Raw genomic sequence first — 16,381 nt, 5'->3', positions numbered from 1 at the left:
CGGGATCGGGCTGGAGGCGGAGCGCGACCCCGTGCCGCTCGCGCGGGCGCCGCGGGCCAGCTTGTAGCGGCGAGCTCACGCCGGGGCAACGCGGCGCCCCTAGATTGCTGCCCACGCAGCAGCGCGCTCGGCCCCGTGGCCCCTCCCCCGAGGAACCAGCGGCTCACCTGGGCGACGCGGCGCTAGAGACCGCAGTCCGGCCAGCCTTCCTCATCCACCCCGCAGGGGAAATCCGGCAGGCAAACGAACGTCTGAATGCCTCTCTCCGGGGTGCACTGGATCAGCACGGATTGCCCATCGATCACGTCGCACATCCCCAGCTCCGGGATGCCGGTGCAGTCGGGCTCCGTGGCGTTCGGCGCGAACCAGCAGCGGGGGCGCGAGCCCGTCCCCTCGGTGCACGAGTCGGGCGCCGCGGCCGCCTCCACCTCGGGGCTGTACGTCAGCACCTGCTCGTAGGGCTGGATGAGGCCGGGGATGGCGGTGCCGCGGAACTTCGTCGGGCAGAGCGCCCCCTGGAGCAGGGTGTCGACCCTGCACTGCAGCGGCGGGTTGTTCGCTTCGGTCAACGTGACCTCGTCGGTGTGGGGCGTGCTCAGATCGGGGACAGGACGGGAGTCACCCGGCCTCCGCGCCCAGCGACCGAAGCCCTCGGCGACCGCGGCGATCCGGTAGCACAGGTCCTGCGCGTCGACGCCCTCCCACGCCGCGTCGCAGCGCGCCTTCGCGTACTCGGTCACCGTCCCGCGGAACAGGGCGTTCACCTCGCGCTCGGCGGACCAGAGCCGCGGGAGACACTCCTTGGTCGCGAAGTAATCCGCCTGGCCTTCCGCGCTGCTCACCGTTCCGTACTGCCCCGCCGCCAGCCCTTCGACCTGCCTGTGCTGGGCAGGCGATCGCTTGAAGGGGAAGCCCCCGAGCGCGTGGCCGATCTCGTGGCACGCGATGAACGAGGCGACGTCGGGCGACGACACGCCCTCCTTGCGGAAGTCGAAGCCCAGGTGGATGTACCATGTGCGATCGGCCGCGATCTCCAGCCTGGTGTCGGTCGTGGTCCCCGCGGTCACCGCGAAGCGGGCCTGGTGATCCCGCATGTGGTCCCGATAAGCGTCCACCGCCCGGTTCGCGAGGTCGAACGCCTGCTCCGTCGTGACGTCGCCCGCGTCGGGGCCTGATTCGACGCTGGCGGCCTCACGGACCTTCTTGAGGATCACGGTCGGGTGATCCGTCGACTGCCACGCTGCGCCGCCGACGTCGCCCGAGCCGGTCAGGACGCACAGGGCATACAGGCCTTCCTCCGCGGGCACGGGGAGCTTCGCGAGGCGCTGATCCTCGATCGCGATCGGGTCGGAGTATCCCTCCGCCGCGCGGCAGTCGACGCTCGCTACCGGGCCCACCTTGTAGCGGTAGTGCGTATCCGCCGTCGAGGAGAGGCGGACGTCCCAGCCGCTCGGCTCGGGCGGCTCGCCGAGCGTCGGCGTGGTGACGCGCGACGGCGCCCTGATCGGGGAGGCATGGCCCCCCGGATCCAGCGCGCAGCCGGCGGCCGACAGATCGAAGCGGCCGTCGGCGTCGAAGCACCCGGCGATCGCCGTGACATCCGCGACGTAGCCGGCGCCCTCGACGCTGCGCTCGGGCTTGCCGTCGCCGACCTCGCACGGGTAGTCCAGGTAGCAAGGGTCCACCCGCCCGGCCGACTTGAAATGCGTGGTGAAGACCCCGAAGACCCTCCCGCGCCGGTCGAGCGCCGGGCCGCCCGAGGCGCCGACGCCCAGGCCGCGGCAGTCGTTCACGTGCATGTCGTACCAGTGCCACTGGTGCTCGATCACGTCGGGTCGTCTGCCGCCCTCCGCGCAGCGCGCGCGGCGCACGTACGGCTCGGTGGTGTAATCGCCCCCGTCGTGCTGCAGGGGTACCACGGCGAGCTCGATCGGCTCTCCCGCCGCCGGGGGCGCGTCGGCCAGCGGGAGCGGCTCGATGCCGAGCGCCTGGAGCTCACCGACGGTGCGGTCGAGCTCGACCAGCGCCAGGTCGGTCCCCTTCATCGTGACGTACGCGAGCCGGATCCCCATCGCATGGACCAGCTCGGCGTCGGGCGTATCGTTGAAATAGTTGAACGTGAAGATCAGGGCGCTGTCGGGGTCCTCGTCGACGCCCACGTCGAAATACATCGGCGTATCCAGAGGAAATTTGACGCAGCGACCTGCGGTGAGCGCGAGGGCGGGCGCGTCGACGTCGTCGCCGGTCTTGATGAGGAAACCGGTGCAGTCGTGGTACAGCGACCCGACGGCCCGGAGGTAGGCGTTCCTCGGGTCCTGGCCGGTGACCAGCGCCGTCGTCGGGACCGCGCCCTCCCATGCCCGGGGCGGCTCCTCCCCGATCAGGGGCGGCCTCTCCCCCAGGAAGGGCGGCTCCTCGCCGGTCAGCGGCGGTTCTCGCGACGTCGCGGGCGGCGGACCGGATCCTCGAGGGTCTTCCGGGGCAGAGAGATCCGCGCAAGCAACGCAGGTCAACGCGGCCACGCCGGCGAGCGATGCTGCCGCCGTGCCGCGCCGCCGATGCCTCCTGATGCCCTGGTTCGTGTGCACGTGCAGACCTTCGTCGGGGAGAGTTGGATGGCCGCCCGGCAGACCCCGGGGAGGCGCGCCTCGACCCGGAGCATACAGGTGACCGCTCGCCGCCAGGACCCGGGCAGCACACAGGGCTTGATGCCGCCTCGGGGCGCGCCCCTTCAGATTATTTCCGCGGCGTTCCCGACCCGCCCGCCGCCCGGCGAGGTCGTCGTGGTGCACCGTCGAACGCCCGAAGCCGCGGGCCCTGGCGTCCGCGCGCGGCTAGACTCGGACAGAGATCTCATGTCGATCCGCCAGCGCGATTACCTCCTCCGCATGATCGAGCAGCTCGCCGAGGCCGTCGGCCGGATCGCCGGGCTCCGGCGCGCCGGCCAGCTCGACGAGGCGGAGCTGCTCGTCCGCACCACCGCCGACGGGCTCTTCGGCCCGATGCGGGACATGCTCGACCGGCTCGACGCCGCGGGCGCGGCGACCCTGCTCGGCGACCACGAGAAGATCGGCGCGTACGCGGCGCTCTGCGCGGAGCAGGCCGAGATCCTCGAGCTCCGGGGCCGGGCCGCGCAGGCGCCCGCGGAGCGCCGGCGCGCGCTCGAGCTCTACCTGGAGGCGGCGAACCGCGCGCCCGAGGGCAACCCGCGCGCGCGGGATGGCGCGCGCGCGCTCCTCGGCCGGGTGGACGCCGCGCGCTTGCCGGAGAGGTACCGCGCCCTGGCCGCGAAGCTCGGCTGACGGATTGCCATGACGCCGGCGCGAACCCATGAGACGGGGAGCCCCGTGGAACCGATCACTTCGTCTGTCAGCTTCGCCGCGCTCGGCATCGGCCCTGCGCTCCTCGGCGTGCTCACCGAGCTCGGCTATGAAGAGCCCACCCCCATCCAGCGCGAGGCGATCCCGCACCTCCTGACCGGGCGCGATCTGCTCGGGCAGGCCGCCACCGGCACCGGGAAGACGGCCGCCTTCGCGCTGCCGCTCCTCCAGCGGCTCGAGATCGGAGGCGAGCCGCCCAGCCGCCCCGTGGCCCTCGTGCTCGTGCCCACGCGCGAGCTCGCCATGCAGGTGGCCGAGGCGATGCACCGCTACGGCCGCCGCCTCGGCGTGCAGGTGCTGTCGGTCTACGGCGGCCAGCCGTTCGGGCAGCAGCTCCGCGCGCTGCGCCGCGGGGTGCACGTCGTCGTGGCCACGCCGGGCCGCGCGCTCGACCACATCGGCCGCGGGACGCTGCAGCTCGACGGCATCCGCACGGTCGTGCTCGACGAGGCCGACGAGATGCTCGACATGGGCTTCGCCGAGGCGCTCGAGGCGATCCTCTCGGCCACGCCGGCCGAGCGGCAGACCGTGCTCTTCTCCGCGACGCTGCCCCCGCGCATCGCCGCGATCGCCGGCCGGCACCTCCGCGAGCCGGTGCGGGTCAAGATCGCGGCCGAGAAGGCGGCCCCCGGCGAGCTCCCCCGCGTCCGCCAGACGGCGTACATCGTGCCGCGGGCGCACAAGCCCGCCGCCCTGACGCGGGTGCTCGACGTGGAGGACCCGTCGTCGGCGATCATCTTCTGCCGCACCCGCAACGAGGTCGATGAGCTGACCGAGGCGCTGCGCGCGCGCGGCCACGACGCCCAGGCGCTCCACGGCGGCTTCTCGCAGGAGCACCGCGACCGCGTGATGGCCCGCTTCCGCGCCGGCACGGCCGACCTGCTCGTCGCGACCGACGTGGCCGCGCGGGGGCTCGACATCGAGCACGTCTCGCACGTCATCAACTACGACGTCCCCTGCGCCGCCGAGGTGTACGTCCACCGCATCGGCCGCACGGGCCGCGCCGGCCGCGAGGGCGCGGCGATCACGCTGGTGGAGCCGCGCGAGCACTACCTGATCCGCAACGTCGAGCGGCTCACGGGCCAGCGCATCGAGGCCGCCACCCTCCCGACCGTGGCCGACCTGCGCGCCCGCCGCCTCGAGCTGACGCGCGCCTCGCTGCGCGAGGCGCTCCTCGAGGGCGGCGCCGAGCAGTTCCGGGTCGTCGTCGAGCAGCTCGCCGAGGAGTTCGACGTCATGGACATCGCCGCCGCTGCGGTGAAGCTCGCCCACCACGCGACGGAGGGGGAGCGGCAGGAGGACGAGGCGGAGATCCCGTCGTTCCGGCCGCCTCCGCCGGGGCCGGGGCGCGCCTACGACGACCGCGCGCGGCGCGGCCCGCCGGGCGCGCGCGGTCGCCCGGGCGAGGGGCAGGCCCGGCCGCGGCGCGAGGGAGGGGAGGCCGACGGCAACGTCGCGCGGCTCTACATCGGCGCGGGGCGGGCCGCGGGCATCCGCCCGGCGGATCTCGTCGGCGCGATCGCGAACGAGGCGTCGCTGAGCTCCCGCGACATCGGCGCGATCCAGATCGCCGACGGCTTCTCCGTGGTGGAGGTCCCGGCCGGCGCCGCGGACACGGTCATCGAGGCGCTGCGCGCCACCCGCATCAAGGGCCGCAAGGTCCAGGTCCGCCGCGACCACCACGACGCCCCGGGCGAGGCGCGGGGCGGCGCGGACGAGGCCCGCGGCGGTGGCGGCGGCGCGGACGAGGCCCGCGGCGGTGGCGGCGGCGCGGACGAGGCCCGCGGCGGCGGCGGCGGCGCGGACGACGAAGCCAGGCCGCGGCGCAGCGCGGCTGGAGCCCGACCGCGGGCCAGCGCGGCCGACGAGGCCAGGCCGCGGAGCAGCGCGGCCGACGAGATCAGGCCGCGGGTCATCGCGGCCGGCGCCCGAGCGCGGGCCAGCACGGCCGACGAGGCGCGCGGCGGCGCCGCCAAGCCCCGGGTCCGCGGCGCTGCCGTCGAGGCCCGGGACGGCGCGGCGGAGGCCCGCGGCGGCGGGGCGGGCCTGGCGCCCCCGCGGCGTCGCCCCCGGACCTGAGCTCCGCGGCGGAGCGCGCCCGCGCTCGGTCCGCCGCGCGATGAGGTCGCCGGCGGCTCGACAGCCGATCGTGGCTCAGGTCATCCGCCCCCCGCCGCCCGCCCCCGCGCGCCCTCCCGCCCCTCCGGCCCCGGCTGGATGTCCCAGGCGAGCCCCAGCGCCGCGAGCGCCCGGATGAACAGGAACGCGAGGTCGTGCTGCCCCGGCGCCATCCCGTAGCGGGCGGCGCGCGGGAAGGCGTGGTGGTTGTTGTGCCAGCCCTCGCCGAAGGTCAGCACCGCCACCCAGCCCACGTTGCGGCTCCCGTCGCGGGTGTCGAACGCGCGGCCGCCGAAGCCGGGCGCGTGACAGGCCGAGTTCACCAGGTAGGTCGCGTGCATCCAGCCCACGAGCGGCAGGAAGAACACGAACGGCACCGCGCCCCAGCCCAGCGCGAGGCCCACGAGCAGCACCGCCGCCACCTGCGGCGCGAACCGGAACCGGAGCAGCCACCGGTAATACGGATCCCCGGCCAGATCGCGGCAGTACTTCTCCGGATCGCGCGCGTCGGTCGAGCCCTCGTCGATGATCCACCCCATGTGCGCGTACCAGAGGCCGCGCCGCGGCGAGTGCACGTCGCCCTCGCGATCGGTGTGCGCGTGGTGCCGCCGGTGCGTCGCCACCCACGCGATCGGGCTGCCCTGCCCGCTGATCATCGCCACCGACACCAGCGCGTACTCGACCCACCTCGGGCAGCGGAACGCGCGGTGCGACAGCAGCCGGTGCAGGCCGACGATGGTCGAGAGGTGGAGCGCCGCGTACAGCGCGGCCGCGAGGGCGACGAAGCTCGCCCGGATCGGCAGCAGCAGCCCGAGGGCCGCCAGCGCGTGCACCAGGGCGAAGTAGGCGATCGCGGCGCCGTTCGCGCGGCCCTTCATCGCGGCCCTCCTCCCCTGCCCCGACCGCCGCGGCGCCACGTCACGCGACCACCTCGGAGCCGCTCGCCCGCCGCGGCCGGATCCGCGCCAGCCCCCGCGGATCCGCCCGGCAGGACGAGGCGTCGATGCGCTGCGGCTCGAGGTCGAGCTCCCGCATCCTCGCCGCGTCCCACGCCTCGATCGGGTCGCGCCCGGCGATGTAGCTGCGCGCGCGGTTGGCGAGCGGCGCGCGCAGGCTCAGCACCTCGGGCGCCGACATCACGACGCACGCCTTGTAGCGGGGTAGATCGCTCGTCATCAGCCGGCCCCACAGGTGGCGGCCCACGCTGGGCAGGCTCCCCAGGGCGCGGCTCAGGCGCTGGAAGTGCTCGATCGTCTCGGAGGGGTGCAGCCTGGTCGGGCGGTGACAGAGGGTGTACCCGTCGAGGTCCCGGCTGGTCACCCCGGGCAGGAGCCGGCCCTCGGCCGCGACCTGCGCGAAGAAGGGCGTCTCCGGGTAGGGGCAGACGATCCCGAGGAAGGTCGGGCAGTGATCCCCGAGGTCGTGGAGGTACTCGGGCACCCGCGCGAGGTACTCGTTGGTGTCCCCGTCCGCGCCGACGAGCAGCCCGAAGGAGAGGACGATCCCGCTCGCGGACGCCCGCTGGAGGACCTCGCGCACCTCGCTCAGCTTGTTCTGGGCCTTGTTCATCGAGCTGATCGACTCGGGGTTGAGCGACTCCAGCCCCGTGTAGGCGTAACGGCACCCCGCCCGCCCCATGAGGCGGACCAGCTCCGGATCGCGCAGCACGTTGAAGGTGAGCGCGCAGCCCCAGATCTTCTTGAGCGGCATCAACGCCTCGCAGAGCTCCCGCAGGTACTTCGGCGAGCCCCCGAGGTTGTTGTCGAGGAAGGCGAACGTATCGCCGGTGACCCCCGGAATGCGCTGGTTGAAGGTCATCCGTTCGCGGATGTCGCGGATCACGTGATCGATGGGCCGATAACGGTACTGCTCGTGCCCGGTCAGCACGCAGAAGTTGCAGGAGAAGGGGCAGCCGCGCGACGCCTCGATGCCCGGCAGGCGAACGATGTTGTTCCGGTAATCGATGAGATCGTAGCGGTAGGTGGGGATACGGTCGGGCGGCACCGGCGGGAGCGCGTAGACGGGCTGGAGCTCGCGCCGCTGGAAGTCCGCGATGAGCGCCGGGACGTTCGACTCCGGGTCGCCCGCGACCACCGCGTCGAAGTGCTGGAGCGCGTCCTCGCGGAAGTGGCTCGCGTGCCGGCCGCCGGCCACGGTGGTGATTCCGCGCCGCCGGAACAGCGCGGAGAGCACCTTGGTGTGCTCGTAATAGGCGTGCAGGTACGAGAAGAACACGAGGTCCCAGCCGCGATCGAGGGGGATATCCGTCTCTTTCTCGTTGTAGAGCTCGATCTCGGCGCCCGGCGGGCACAGGGCCGCGATGAGCTCGGGCACGGAAGACTGCATGATCGAGCGCTCCTTGCGGTGAAGGCGGCTCGGGTGCGTGTAGGTCGAGATGATCGCGATGCGCATCGAGGGGGCTCCCGGTTCAGTTGAGGCCGACGGCGACGCTCGCGAGGCCCAGGGCGGCGTGCGCAAGGGTCACCCCGACCAGGGTGCGGTGCCGCGCGTAGAGCGCGCCGAAGAGAAGGCCGATGGCGAAGGTGAGGAAGGCGAAGCCGAGCGAGACATGGAGGTGGTAGACGCCGAAGAACGCCGAGGTGAGCGCGAGGTGGACGGCCCGGCCCGAGCGCGGCAGGAAGCGCTCCAGGGAGGTCTGGATCACGCCGCGCGCCACGAACTCCTGGAGCAGGCAATGGGGCGCGTAGAGGACGACGAAGAGCGCCGTCCAGGTCGCGTCGTAACCGGCGATCGATCCCCAGGTGACCAGGGGCTCGCCGCGGGTCCACGCGCCGAGCCGCAGCGCGAAGCAGGCGGCCGTGAGGGCGAGCGCGACGACCAGCGACTCCGCGAGGCTGCGGCGCACGCCGGCGGTGGTCACGCCCATCCGCGCGAGCGGCAGCGACTGGCGGCGCACGTACCACGCCACGGGGACGAGGAGGACGAGCAGAAGCCCCCAGGAATACGCCATGTGCAGCGCAGGGGATAGCCCCGGGACCACCGTCTGCTGGACCACACGCGACATGACGAGCAGCGCCGCGGCGAGGCCGATGAAGGAGAAGATCTCACCGCGGAGCTGGGGCGCGGCGGCCCCGCCGGCGGGATCGAGGCTGCGCGCGCGCGCCTCGGGCGCGGTGATCGCCGGAGCGTTCATGGTCATACCGGCGCTCTGAGCAGTCGATATGCCACGAGACGCCCCGCGGACGGCGCGCGGCGCGCGCGGGAGATCCGCGGCTGGTGAGAGAGTGGGGTGCGACGCGGACTACCTTCCACGGACGGTCGCCATGCGCGGAGGCAGCGCCGATTGCGCGAACACGGCGCAACCCGGACGGATGTCAGCCTGCCGTGGTGAGGCGCTGGAGGCTCCCTGACGCTCGGTCGACGCTGCGGTCAGGCTGGGATCCGTTGTGGGATCTCCCCACACCTACGCTCAGCCTGCCGGGGAGAGCCGCCAGGGACAGGCGATGGCGCGCCAGGGACAGGCGATGGCGCGCCGGGGTGTCCCTGGCAACCATCTCCGTGTCCCTGACATGGTCGCCTCGTGACCCTGGCGACCTCCTCCGTGTCCCTGACGCGGTTGCCGCTTGTCCCTGGCAGCGAGGTCCGTGTCCCTGCCACGGTTGCCGCCTGTCCCTGGCAACCTTCTCCGTGTCCCTGCCAAGGTTGCCACCTGTCCCTGGCAGCCTTCTCCGTGTCCCTGACAGGTCGCCGCCGGTCCCTGGCAACCTTCTCCGTGTCCCTGGCAGGTCGCCGCCTGTCCCTGACAACCTTCTCCGTGTCCCTGACACGGTCGCTGCTGTCCTGTCAGCGGGGTCCGTGTCGCTGACACGGTCGCCGCCTGTCCCCGTCAGCGGGGTCCGTGTCGCGGAAGGCAACGACGACCTGACCCATGGGGGACTGGCTCGTGGACGGGGAGCTGGGGCCCCCTCCGGCGCGCTGCTCAGATGCCCGAGGCCGACCCGAGGCAGGCGTCGAGCTCGGGGGTGTCCCGCCAGCCGCACTGGCCGGACGCGTCGCGCTCGCAGACGCCGTGCCTGCCGTAGCACGCGTACTCCTCGCGCCACTCGCACGTCGTGAACACCTCCTCGTCCGCGCAGACCTGCCCGCTGCAGCCGGTGACAACGCAGCGCCCGAGCTCGCCGCCAGGCGGCACCTCCCCCCCGCCGCCGAGGCACGCAACGAGCTCCGGCGTCTGTCGCCAGCCGCACTGGCCGGACGCGTCGCGCTCACAGATGCCGTGGTCGCCGTAGCACGCGTACTCCTCGCGCCACTCGCACGTCGTGTACACGGTCTGGTCCGCGCAGACCTGCCCGCTACAGCCGGTCGGCCTGCAGCGGCCGGGCTTGTTCCCCTTGATCCCTCCGGCCGCCGCAGAGACGAGCCCGGCGGTCTCGCTGTCCACGGCGTCGATCTCGGGACCAGCCTCGCCGCACGCCCCGGCGAGCAGCGGGGCGCACAGGAGGAGCACCGTGGAGACAAACCGATGACGCGTGGTGAAAGAATTCATCAAGGACCTCCTTAACAAACAAAAACAAAGTATGGAGTGCCCGGAAGGGGCGAGTCCCTGTCCTTACATCCCGCGGCGGCCCCACGCAACCCGCGGCGTCGTTCTCGCGACCCAGCGTTTCGGGCTCAGCGGCGGCACGAGATCCGTACTGCCTCCTTGACGGCGCAATCCGATCGTGCCGCGTGTTGCCAGGCTGTGTATTTCTTCTTCACCACGCCGCCGTGCAGCCGTACGGCTGGACGGCGCGAATGACCGGACGGCCGGAAAACGGCGAGGTGACGGTGTTACGCACGGCCATCCTTTCCTCGCCGAATCGGCAGAATCCGGACCCGTGACGTTGTCCCGTCGAGGGTGACAATCGCACCTCGGTCGAGCTCGTCCGCGTGCTCGCGAAGCACGCGGACGACAACGTCCCCCATCGCGCCGGGGAGAGGATCCAGGGTTCGAACCTGCAGGACGCTCGGACCGCTGGCGCCCGTCGTCGCGATGAGAATGCTGAAGTCGAGGTCGTGCGTGAAGACGATGTACCCGCCCTGGCGTGCCCAGGCCATCAGCTCTCGATCCTGTGCTCGAGCGTCGCCGATGGTAGACCAGTGAACGGCCTCTATCCCCTCGCCTTTCAGGAACGGTGCCCAGGTCGGCGAGAGGTTCATGTCCACCAGAACCTTCATGATGCCTTCAGCGGGAGCTCGACCTCCTCGGCGCGCCATGCCGCATAGGAGAGCGCCGCCATCACGTCATCCCTCTCGAGGTAGGGATAGAGATCGAGCACCTCCTCGATGGAGTGCCCCGCAGCCAGCAAGCCCACGATGGTACCCACCGTCACCCTCATCCCTCGGATACAGGGCCGCCCCCCCATCACGGCGGGGTCATGTGTGATCCTTGCCAGCAGCTCGGTCGCCATGCTGGAAGGCTACCTCATTGCGGGCTCCTCGGCTTGCCCTGAGCCGCTCTCTCGGGGAACGCGCGACGGCATCGGCCGGCGGCGCGGCCATACCCGAGCCGCCGCAACCGTCGCCGGACCCGCGCGACCCGCGGCCGCAACGGCGGCGGACGCCCCGTGGCAGCGCGGCGGGCACGTCCTCGCCCTGCAGCGCCGCGCTCGGACCTGAGCCCCACCGCCGCCCGGAAAGCTCAGCTCAATCGGCGGTGGTCTTCCGCCTCTGGAACTGGGCGAACAGCGCGGCGCGGACCTCGTCGTGCAGCGGCTCGCCCGGGATCCCCTTCAGCGCGTCGATCGTCAGATCCATCTGCCGCAGGTACGTGCGGCACCGCTCGCACCACGAGAGGTGCTGCGCGCAGCCCTCCTCCTGCTCGGAGGAGAGCGCCCCCTCTCTCCTGTCGGTGATCATCTCCGTCAACTGACAGCACGTGACGAGCATGCGCGCTCACCCCCTCGCCATGGTTCGCTCCAGGGCGGCCCTGAGCTTCGATCGGCCACGGTGCAGGAGGACCCGCTGGTTCGCCTCGCTGATGCCGAGGATCTCGCAGACCTCGTCGGAGGGACAACCCTCCACGTCCCGCAGCTGGACAACCGCGCGCTGTCCAGGCACCAGGGCCTCGAGCTCCCGCTGGAGCACGACGGCGATCTCCTTGCGCAACAAGAGGCCTTCCGGGCTCTGCTCCGTCCACGGGGCGGGCGGATTCACCCAGTCGCCCGTGCCGTCGAACCGGGCCGGGTCGACCGCCGTCTCGCTGCCCTGATCCCCGTCCTCCGTCCAGGAGACAGGGACCGTGCGTTTCTCCCGCGTACCCCACGTCCTGGCGCGGTTCGTCAGGATCCGGAACACCCATGTCTTCAGCGACGAGCGCCCCTCGAAGCGGACGAGCCCGTCGAAGACCGCCGCCCAGGTCTCCTGGACGACCTCCTGCGCGCCAGCGGGGCCGGCGAGGGTCCGGGCCAGCCGGAGCATGGGTGTGTGGAGCCCGGTCACGAGCTGCTCGAAGGCCTGCTCGTCGCCCGCGAGCAGCCGGCGGACGAGCGCGGCATCATCCGCGGACGCCGCGGCGGAGGCCATCATCGCGGTGCCCGCGGGCGCCGCGGAGGAGGCCGCGCCGTCCAGCGCGCCCCCCGCGAGGAGCGGGCCCGGGTCGGCCGGCGCGCGCTGCGCCGAGGGGGCCGCAGCGCCGTCGCTGGCCGAGGGGTCGTGGGACACGCGGAGCACGGTATCACGCCGCGCGGCCGCGCATCAATCGACGCCGGGGCGGCGCGCCCCGCGGGGCCCGTCGAAGTCGGCGGACGCCGCCAGGGTCACAGCGATCGCAGCGCGTCCGCGACTTCCTTCGGCTTCGTCAGGAAGGGAGCGTGGCCGGCGTCGATCGAGATGACCTTCTCGCAAGGCAAGGCCGTGTACTGCTGCTTCTGCTCGGCAGGGCTGATGGCGAGATCCTGGAGCGCCTCGATGTAGACCCGGGGGACGCTCCCCCACCGCTCCTGCGTGACGTGAATGGGCTCGCCGAACGGCTTCGCGGGCTCCTCGCGCAGGTGGCTCTCGAGCCGCGCGATGTCCTCCGGAGAGCAATCCTGGCAGAAGGCGTCCGCGGCCCACCCCTCCTTGAACGAGAGCGAGGTGCCGTCGCTCGACGGGACGGCGTACGCCTTGATCTCCGCCCCCTCGTCGTCGGCCCACTCCTCGTTCAGCGACTGACCGTCCTTCATCAGGAACGCTGTCAGATAGACCAGCGTCTTCACCTTGTCGGGCCGCTGCTCGGCGGCCTGGCTCACCACGATGCCGCCCATGCTGTGGCCGACCAGGACCACCGGGCGCGAGGCGCCGTCGATGGCCTCCACGACGGCATCGGTATAGCCCTGCAGGCCGGCGTCCGCGAGCGGCGTCTGGTCGTCGCCGTGCGCGGGAAGATCGAGGGCGATCACCTCGTTTCCGCCCGCCTCGAGGAGCGGCACCACCTTGTCCCACGCCCAGCCGCCAACGAAGGCGCCGTGGACAAGGACATACGTGTTCTTGTCCGAGCCCTGGGGGCCCTCGCCCCCCGCCCCGCTGTCCGTATCCCCGCCCCCGCAGCCGGGCAGCGCGGACGACAGCAGCGCCGCGGCCGAGATCATGGTGCCAAACCGCAAGACCTTGCGAAGCAGACCGTTCATGGATGTCTCCTCATCGTCGCAGGCTCTCCTCGAGCGCGACGTCACCGGTGTTCCGGCGTGCGACGGACACGCGCGCCCCTGCGCCCGGGCGTGTTCCCGGCGCCGCGGCGGCTCATCCCGCTACGAGCACAGTCTCGGAGGGGGCCAAAACGTTACGGCCCGATCGCGAAATCGTACGGAGGGGGCCGCGGCCACTCCTCCCCGCGCGGCGGCCGGGCCCACCGGGCCCCGCCGGGCACGGCGACGGCGCGCCCGACAGAGCCTGGTGGCGCTGCGCGTTCTGGGCTAGACGCGTCGCGATGCCCGAGAGCTCCGCGGCCAGTCGAGACGACCTCGTCGCGCGCGACCGCCGCTGCGTGATTCACCCCTACGCCGCGCCCATCTCCAGCGCGCCGCTGTTCGCCGTCGAGCGCGCGGAGGGCGTCCGACTCACGCTGACCGACGGCCGCGAGCTCGTCGACGGCATGTCGTCGTGGTGGGCCGCCATCCACGGCTACGCACACCCGGCGCTGACGGCGGCCGTCCGCGACCAGCTCGGGCGGATGAGCCACGTCATGTTCGGGGGGCTCACCCACGAGCCCGCGGTCGCGCTGTGCGAGACGCTCGTGGCGATCACGCCCGAGCCGCTGACGCGCGTCTTCCTCGCCGACTCCGGGTCCGTGTCGGTCGAGGTGGCCATCAAGCTCGCCCTGCAGTTCTTCCTGGCGCAGGGGCGGCCCGAGAAGCGCCGCCTGATCAGCGCGCTCGGCGGCTACCACGGCGACACGTTCGGCGCGATGGCGGTCACCGATCCCGTGGGCGGCATGCACCACCTCTTCCGCGGCGCGCTCGCGCAGCACCTCTTTGCGCCGGCGCCCGGGCCGGCGTTCGACGCGCCCTGGTCGCCGGACGCCCTGGGCAGCATGGCCGCGCTGCTCGAGCAGCACGCGCGCGAGGTCGCGGCCGTCATCCTCGAGCCGATCGCGCAGAACGCCGGCGGGATGCGCTTCTACCACCCGCAGTACCTGCGCCAGCTGCGCGCGCTCTGCGACCGCCACGGCGTGCTGCTCATCCTCGACGAGATCGCGACCAACTTCGGCCGCACCGGGGAGCTGTTCGCCTGCCACCACGCTGGTGTCGCGCCGGACATCATGTGCCTCGGCAAGGCCCTCACCGGCGGCACCATGACCCTGGCCGCCGCGCTCTGCACGGAGCGGGTGGCCGAGACGATCGCCGGGAGCGCGCCGCACGCGTTCATGCACGGCCCGACGTACATGGCCAATCCGCTCGCCTGCAGCGCCGCGCTGGCCAGCGTCCGCCTGCTGCTCGGCTCGCCGTGGCGCGCGCGCGTCTCGGCCATCGAGGCGCAGCTCCGCCGCGAGCTCGCCCCCTGCCGCGCGCTCGATGCGGTCGCCGACGTCCGCGTGCTCGGCGCCATCGGCGTGGTCGAGCTCAAGCAGCCCGTCGACATGGCGCGCGTCCAGCCGGCCTTCGTGGAGCGCGGCGTCTGGCTGCGGCCGTTCGGGAAGCTGGTCTACACCATGCCTCCCTACATCATCGATCCAGAAGACCTGTCGCGCATCACCGGGGCCATCGTGAACGTGGTGTCCGAGCTCTGAGCCGCACGCGCAGGTCCCGTCGCAGCCAGCACTGAAGAGGATCGCCACAGACGGCCTCGCTGGTTTCGTGCGTCAGGAATCCTGGCAGGAACTAGCCCGCCGAGGCGCGGATCTTCGGCGAGCCACGAGGGCCGTGACCACCGCGGCCGAGCGCGTCGCCGAGCGCCTCGAGGAAGACACGCACGCGCGGGACGGACGCCCGGCGCGCCGGCGTGAGCGCGTGCAGCGGTGGGCCCTCGGTCGCGAACGGCGCCAGCACCTCCACGACGAGCCCCGCTTCGAGCAGCGGAGCGGCCATGAAATCGAGGACTTGCGCCACCCCGATCGCCTGCACCACCGCGTCCATGAGCAGATCGCTTTGATCGAGCACGATGCGCGAGGGCGTCGCGACGTCGACGCCGCCATCGCCCGCACGAAAGCGCCAATCGACGACCTTGCCGCGCAGCACGAACTTGATGCACTCGTGCCGCGCGAGGTCGGCCGGCGACGTCGGGACCCCCCGGCTCGCGAGGTAGGCAGGCGCGGCGACGGTGATCCAGCGCGGCGTGCGCAGAGCGCGCGCGACGAGGGATGAGCTCTCGAGCGATCCCATGCGCAGCGCGACGTCGATCTCCTCCTGCGCGAGCGGCAGGAGGCGATTCGTGGCGATGAGCCGGATCGCCAGCCGCGGGTAACGCGCCGACAGCCGCGCGACGACCGGCAGGACGCTTCGACCGAGCACCGGCGGTAAGGTCACGCGCAAGGTGCCGTGCGGCTCTCTCTGTGCCCCGGCGACCTGCTCGCGCCCCGCCTTCAGCTGCGCGATGGCCGCACGACAGCGCTCGAGGAACACGGCGCCCTCAGGCGTGAGCGCGACATGGCGCGACGTGCGCTCCAGGAGCACGACCCCGAGCTCGGCCTCCAGCCTGGCCACGGACTTGCTCACGGCGGCGGCCGTGACCCCGAGGCGCGCGGCCGCGGCGCGGAACCCCCCCGCCTCCGCCACGCAGACGAACGGCAGTACGCCGGAGAAGAGGTCCACGCGGCGAGGGTAGGTCGTTAACCTGCGGTTGACAATGCTTTGCCCGCGCTCCGGATGGTCATCCACGCGCCCGTGCGTATCGTGTCCATCGAGGAACGGAGAACGCGCAACCCCATGTACTTCAACCGAAGTTCGGCGCTCGCCGGGACGGCGTCCTGGGCCCTGTCGGTCCTGTGGCTCACGCTGCTGTCGGGCTGCGCCGCCTCATCAAGCACGTCATCGCGAGGAGAACTGAGGCCCATGAGCACGGTCAGCGTCCGCTACATGATCGACGACGTCGACGCCGCCATTGCCTTCTACACGACGCACCTGGGCTTCGCGCTCGAATCGGACGCCCGCCCCGCGTTCGCCGCCGTCACCCGCGGCGACCTGCGGCTCCTGCTCAGCGGTAAGGCCAGCTCGGGCGCGCGGCCGATGCCCGACGGGCGCCAGCCTGTCCCCGGCGGCTGGAGCCGCATTCAGCTGCCCGTGGCCGATCTCGCCGCCGAGGTGGCCCGGCTCCGCGCGGCCGGGCTGCGGTTCCGCAACGACATCGTGAGCGGAGTCGGTGGCTCCCAGATTCTGCTCGATGACCCGTCCGGCAACCCCATCGAGCTCTGGCAACCTGCCCGTTGAGGGCTCCTCCGCCGGGCACGTCGCCTCGGACGCGCTCGC

14 protein-coding genes and 1 pseudogene are annotated in these 16,381 nt (G+C 72.5%); 4 read left to right on the top strand and 11 right to left on the bottom strand.

Annotated elements, in window-relative coordinates; translation table 11 throughout:
* Positions 1 to 182: 182 nt before the first annotated feature.
* Positions 183 to 2,588, bottom strand: coding sequence for a trypsin-like serine peptidase (locus WME76_RS04310; RefSeq protein WP_437958942.1), 2,406 nt, complete (start codon positions 2,586 to 2,588; stop codon positions 183 to 185).
* 267 nt (positions 2,589 to 2,855) lie between these two features.
* Here WME76_RS04310 and WME76_RS04305 point away from each other — a divergent pair, with 267 nt between their 5' ends.
* Both WME76_RS04305 and WME76_RS04300 read left to right on the top strand, forming a co-directional pair.
* The gene (locus WME76_RS04305; RefSeq protein WP_437958941.1) at positions 2,856 to 3,302 is read left to right on the top strand and encodes a hypothetical protein; all 447 of its coding nucleotides are present in this window, start codon (positions 2,856 to 2,858) and stop codon (positions 3,300 to 3,302) included.
* Between the two features lie 3 nt (positions 3,303 to 3,305).
* A pseudogene (locus WME76_RS04300) lies at positions 3,306 to 5,084 on the top strand (DEAD/DEAH box helicase); the annotation flags it as partial.
* 455 nt (positions 5,085 to 5,539) lie between these two features.
* On the opposite strand, the gene WME76_RS04295 reads toward WME76_RS04300, so the two are convergent.
* From WME76_RS04295 to WME76_RS04255, 9 genes are all read right to left on the bottom strand, one after another.
* On the bottom strand, positions 5,540 to 6,376 hold the full coding sequence (locus tag WME76_RS04295; protein WP_437958940.1) for an acyl-CoA desaturase: 837 nt from the start codon (positions 6,374 to 6,376) through the stop codon (positions 5,540 to 5,542).
* Between the two features lie 40 nt (positions 6,377 to 6,416).
* A complete protein-coding gene (locus tag WME76_RS04290) occupies positions 6,417 to 7,910 on the bottom strand; it encodes a B12-binding domain-containing radical SAM protein (RefSeq protein ID WP_437958939.1) in 1,494 nt (497 codons plus the stop codon).
* A gap of 16 nt (positions 7,911 to 7,926) precedes the next feature.
* Positions 7,927 to 8,658 (bottom strand): CPBP family intramembrane glutamic endopeptidase, encoded by a 732-nt coding sequence (locus WME76_RS04285; RefSeq protein ID WP_437958938.1) that lies wholly within the window; start codon positions 8,656 to 8,658, stop codon positions 7,927 to 7,929.
* 780 nt (positions 8,659 to 9,438) lie between these two features.
* Positions 9,439 to 10,005: a hypothetical protein gene (locus tag WME76_RS04280; protein ID WP_437958937.1), complete on the bottom strand. Its 567-nt coding sequence runs from the start codon at positions 10,003 to 10,005 to the stop codon at positions 9,439 to 9,441.
* Between the two features lie 284 nt (positions 10,006 to 10,289).
* Positions 10,290 to 10,676: a DUF5615 family PIN-like protein gene (locus WME76_RS04275; RefSeq protein WP_437958936.1), complete on the bottom strand. Its 387-nt coding sequence runs from the start codon at positions 10,674 to 10,676 to the stop codon at positions 10,290 to 10,292.
* Entirely contained in the window at positions 10,673 to 10,909 is a 237-nt protein-coding gene (locus WME76_RS04270; protein ID WP_061616880.1) for a DUF433 domain-containing protein, read from the bottom strand. Before WME76_RS04270 ends, WME76_RS04275 begins: the two co-directional genes overlap by 4 nt.
* Positions 10,910 to 11,144: 235 nt before the next feature.
* Entirely contained in the window at positions 11,145 to 11,387 is a 243-nt protein-coding gene (locus tag WME76_RS04265; protein WP_437958935.1) for an anti-sigma factor family protein, read from the bottom strand.
* Positions 11,388 to 11,393: 6 nt separating this feature from the next.
* Positions 11,394 to 12,161, bottom strand: a complete 768-nt coding sequence (locus WME76_RS04260) for an RNA polymerase sigma factor (RefSeq protein ID WP_437958934.1) — start codon at positions 12,159 to 12,161, stop codon at positions 11,394 to 11,396.
* Between the two features lie 95 nt (positions 12,162 to 12,256).
* Entirely contained in the window at positions 12,257 to 13,108 is an 852-nt protein-coding gene (locus WME76_RS04255; RefSeq protein ID WP_437958933.1) for an alpha/beta fold hydrolase, read from the bottom strand.
* Between the two features lie 299 nt (positions 13,109 to 13,407).
* Between WME76_RS04255 and bioA the strand changes: the two genes are divergently transcribed.
* Positions 13,408 to 14,706, top strand: a complete 1,299-nt coding sequence (bioA, locus tag WME76_RS04250; protein WP_437958932.1) for an adenosylmethionine--8-amino-7-oxononanoate transaminase — start codon at positions 13,408 to 13,410, stop codon at positions 14,704 to 14,706.
* A 91-nt stretch (positions 14,707 to 14,797) separates the two neighbouring features.
* Here bioA and WME76_RS04245 read toward each other — a convergent pair whose 3' ends face one another.
* A complete protein-coding gene (locus tag WME76_RS04245) occupies positions 14,798 to 15,727 on the bottom strand; it encodes a LysR substrate-binding domain-containing protein (protein ID WP_437958931.1) in 930 nt (309 codons plus the stop codon).
* Between the two features lie 240 nt (positions 15,728 to 15,967).
* Between WME76_RS04245 and WME76_RS04240 the strand changes: the two genes are divergently transcribed.
* Positions 15,968 to 16,342: a VOC family protein gene (locus WME76_RS04240; protein ID WP_437962071.1), complete on the top strand. Its 375-nt coding sequence runs from the start codon at positions 15,968 to 15,970 to the stop codon at positions 16,340 to 16,342.
* Positions 16,343 to 16,381: the final 39 nt, after the last annotated feature.

This window comes from Sorangium sp. So ce119, from assembly GCF_051524405.1.
In the GTDB taxonomy this organism is placed as follows: Bacteria; Myxococcota_A; Polyangia; order Polyangiales; family Polyangiaceae; genus Sorangium; species Sorangium cellulosum_G.
Note: the sequence above shows the minus strand (reverse complement) of the source record. Positions and strands in the feature narration are given on the sequence as shown.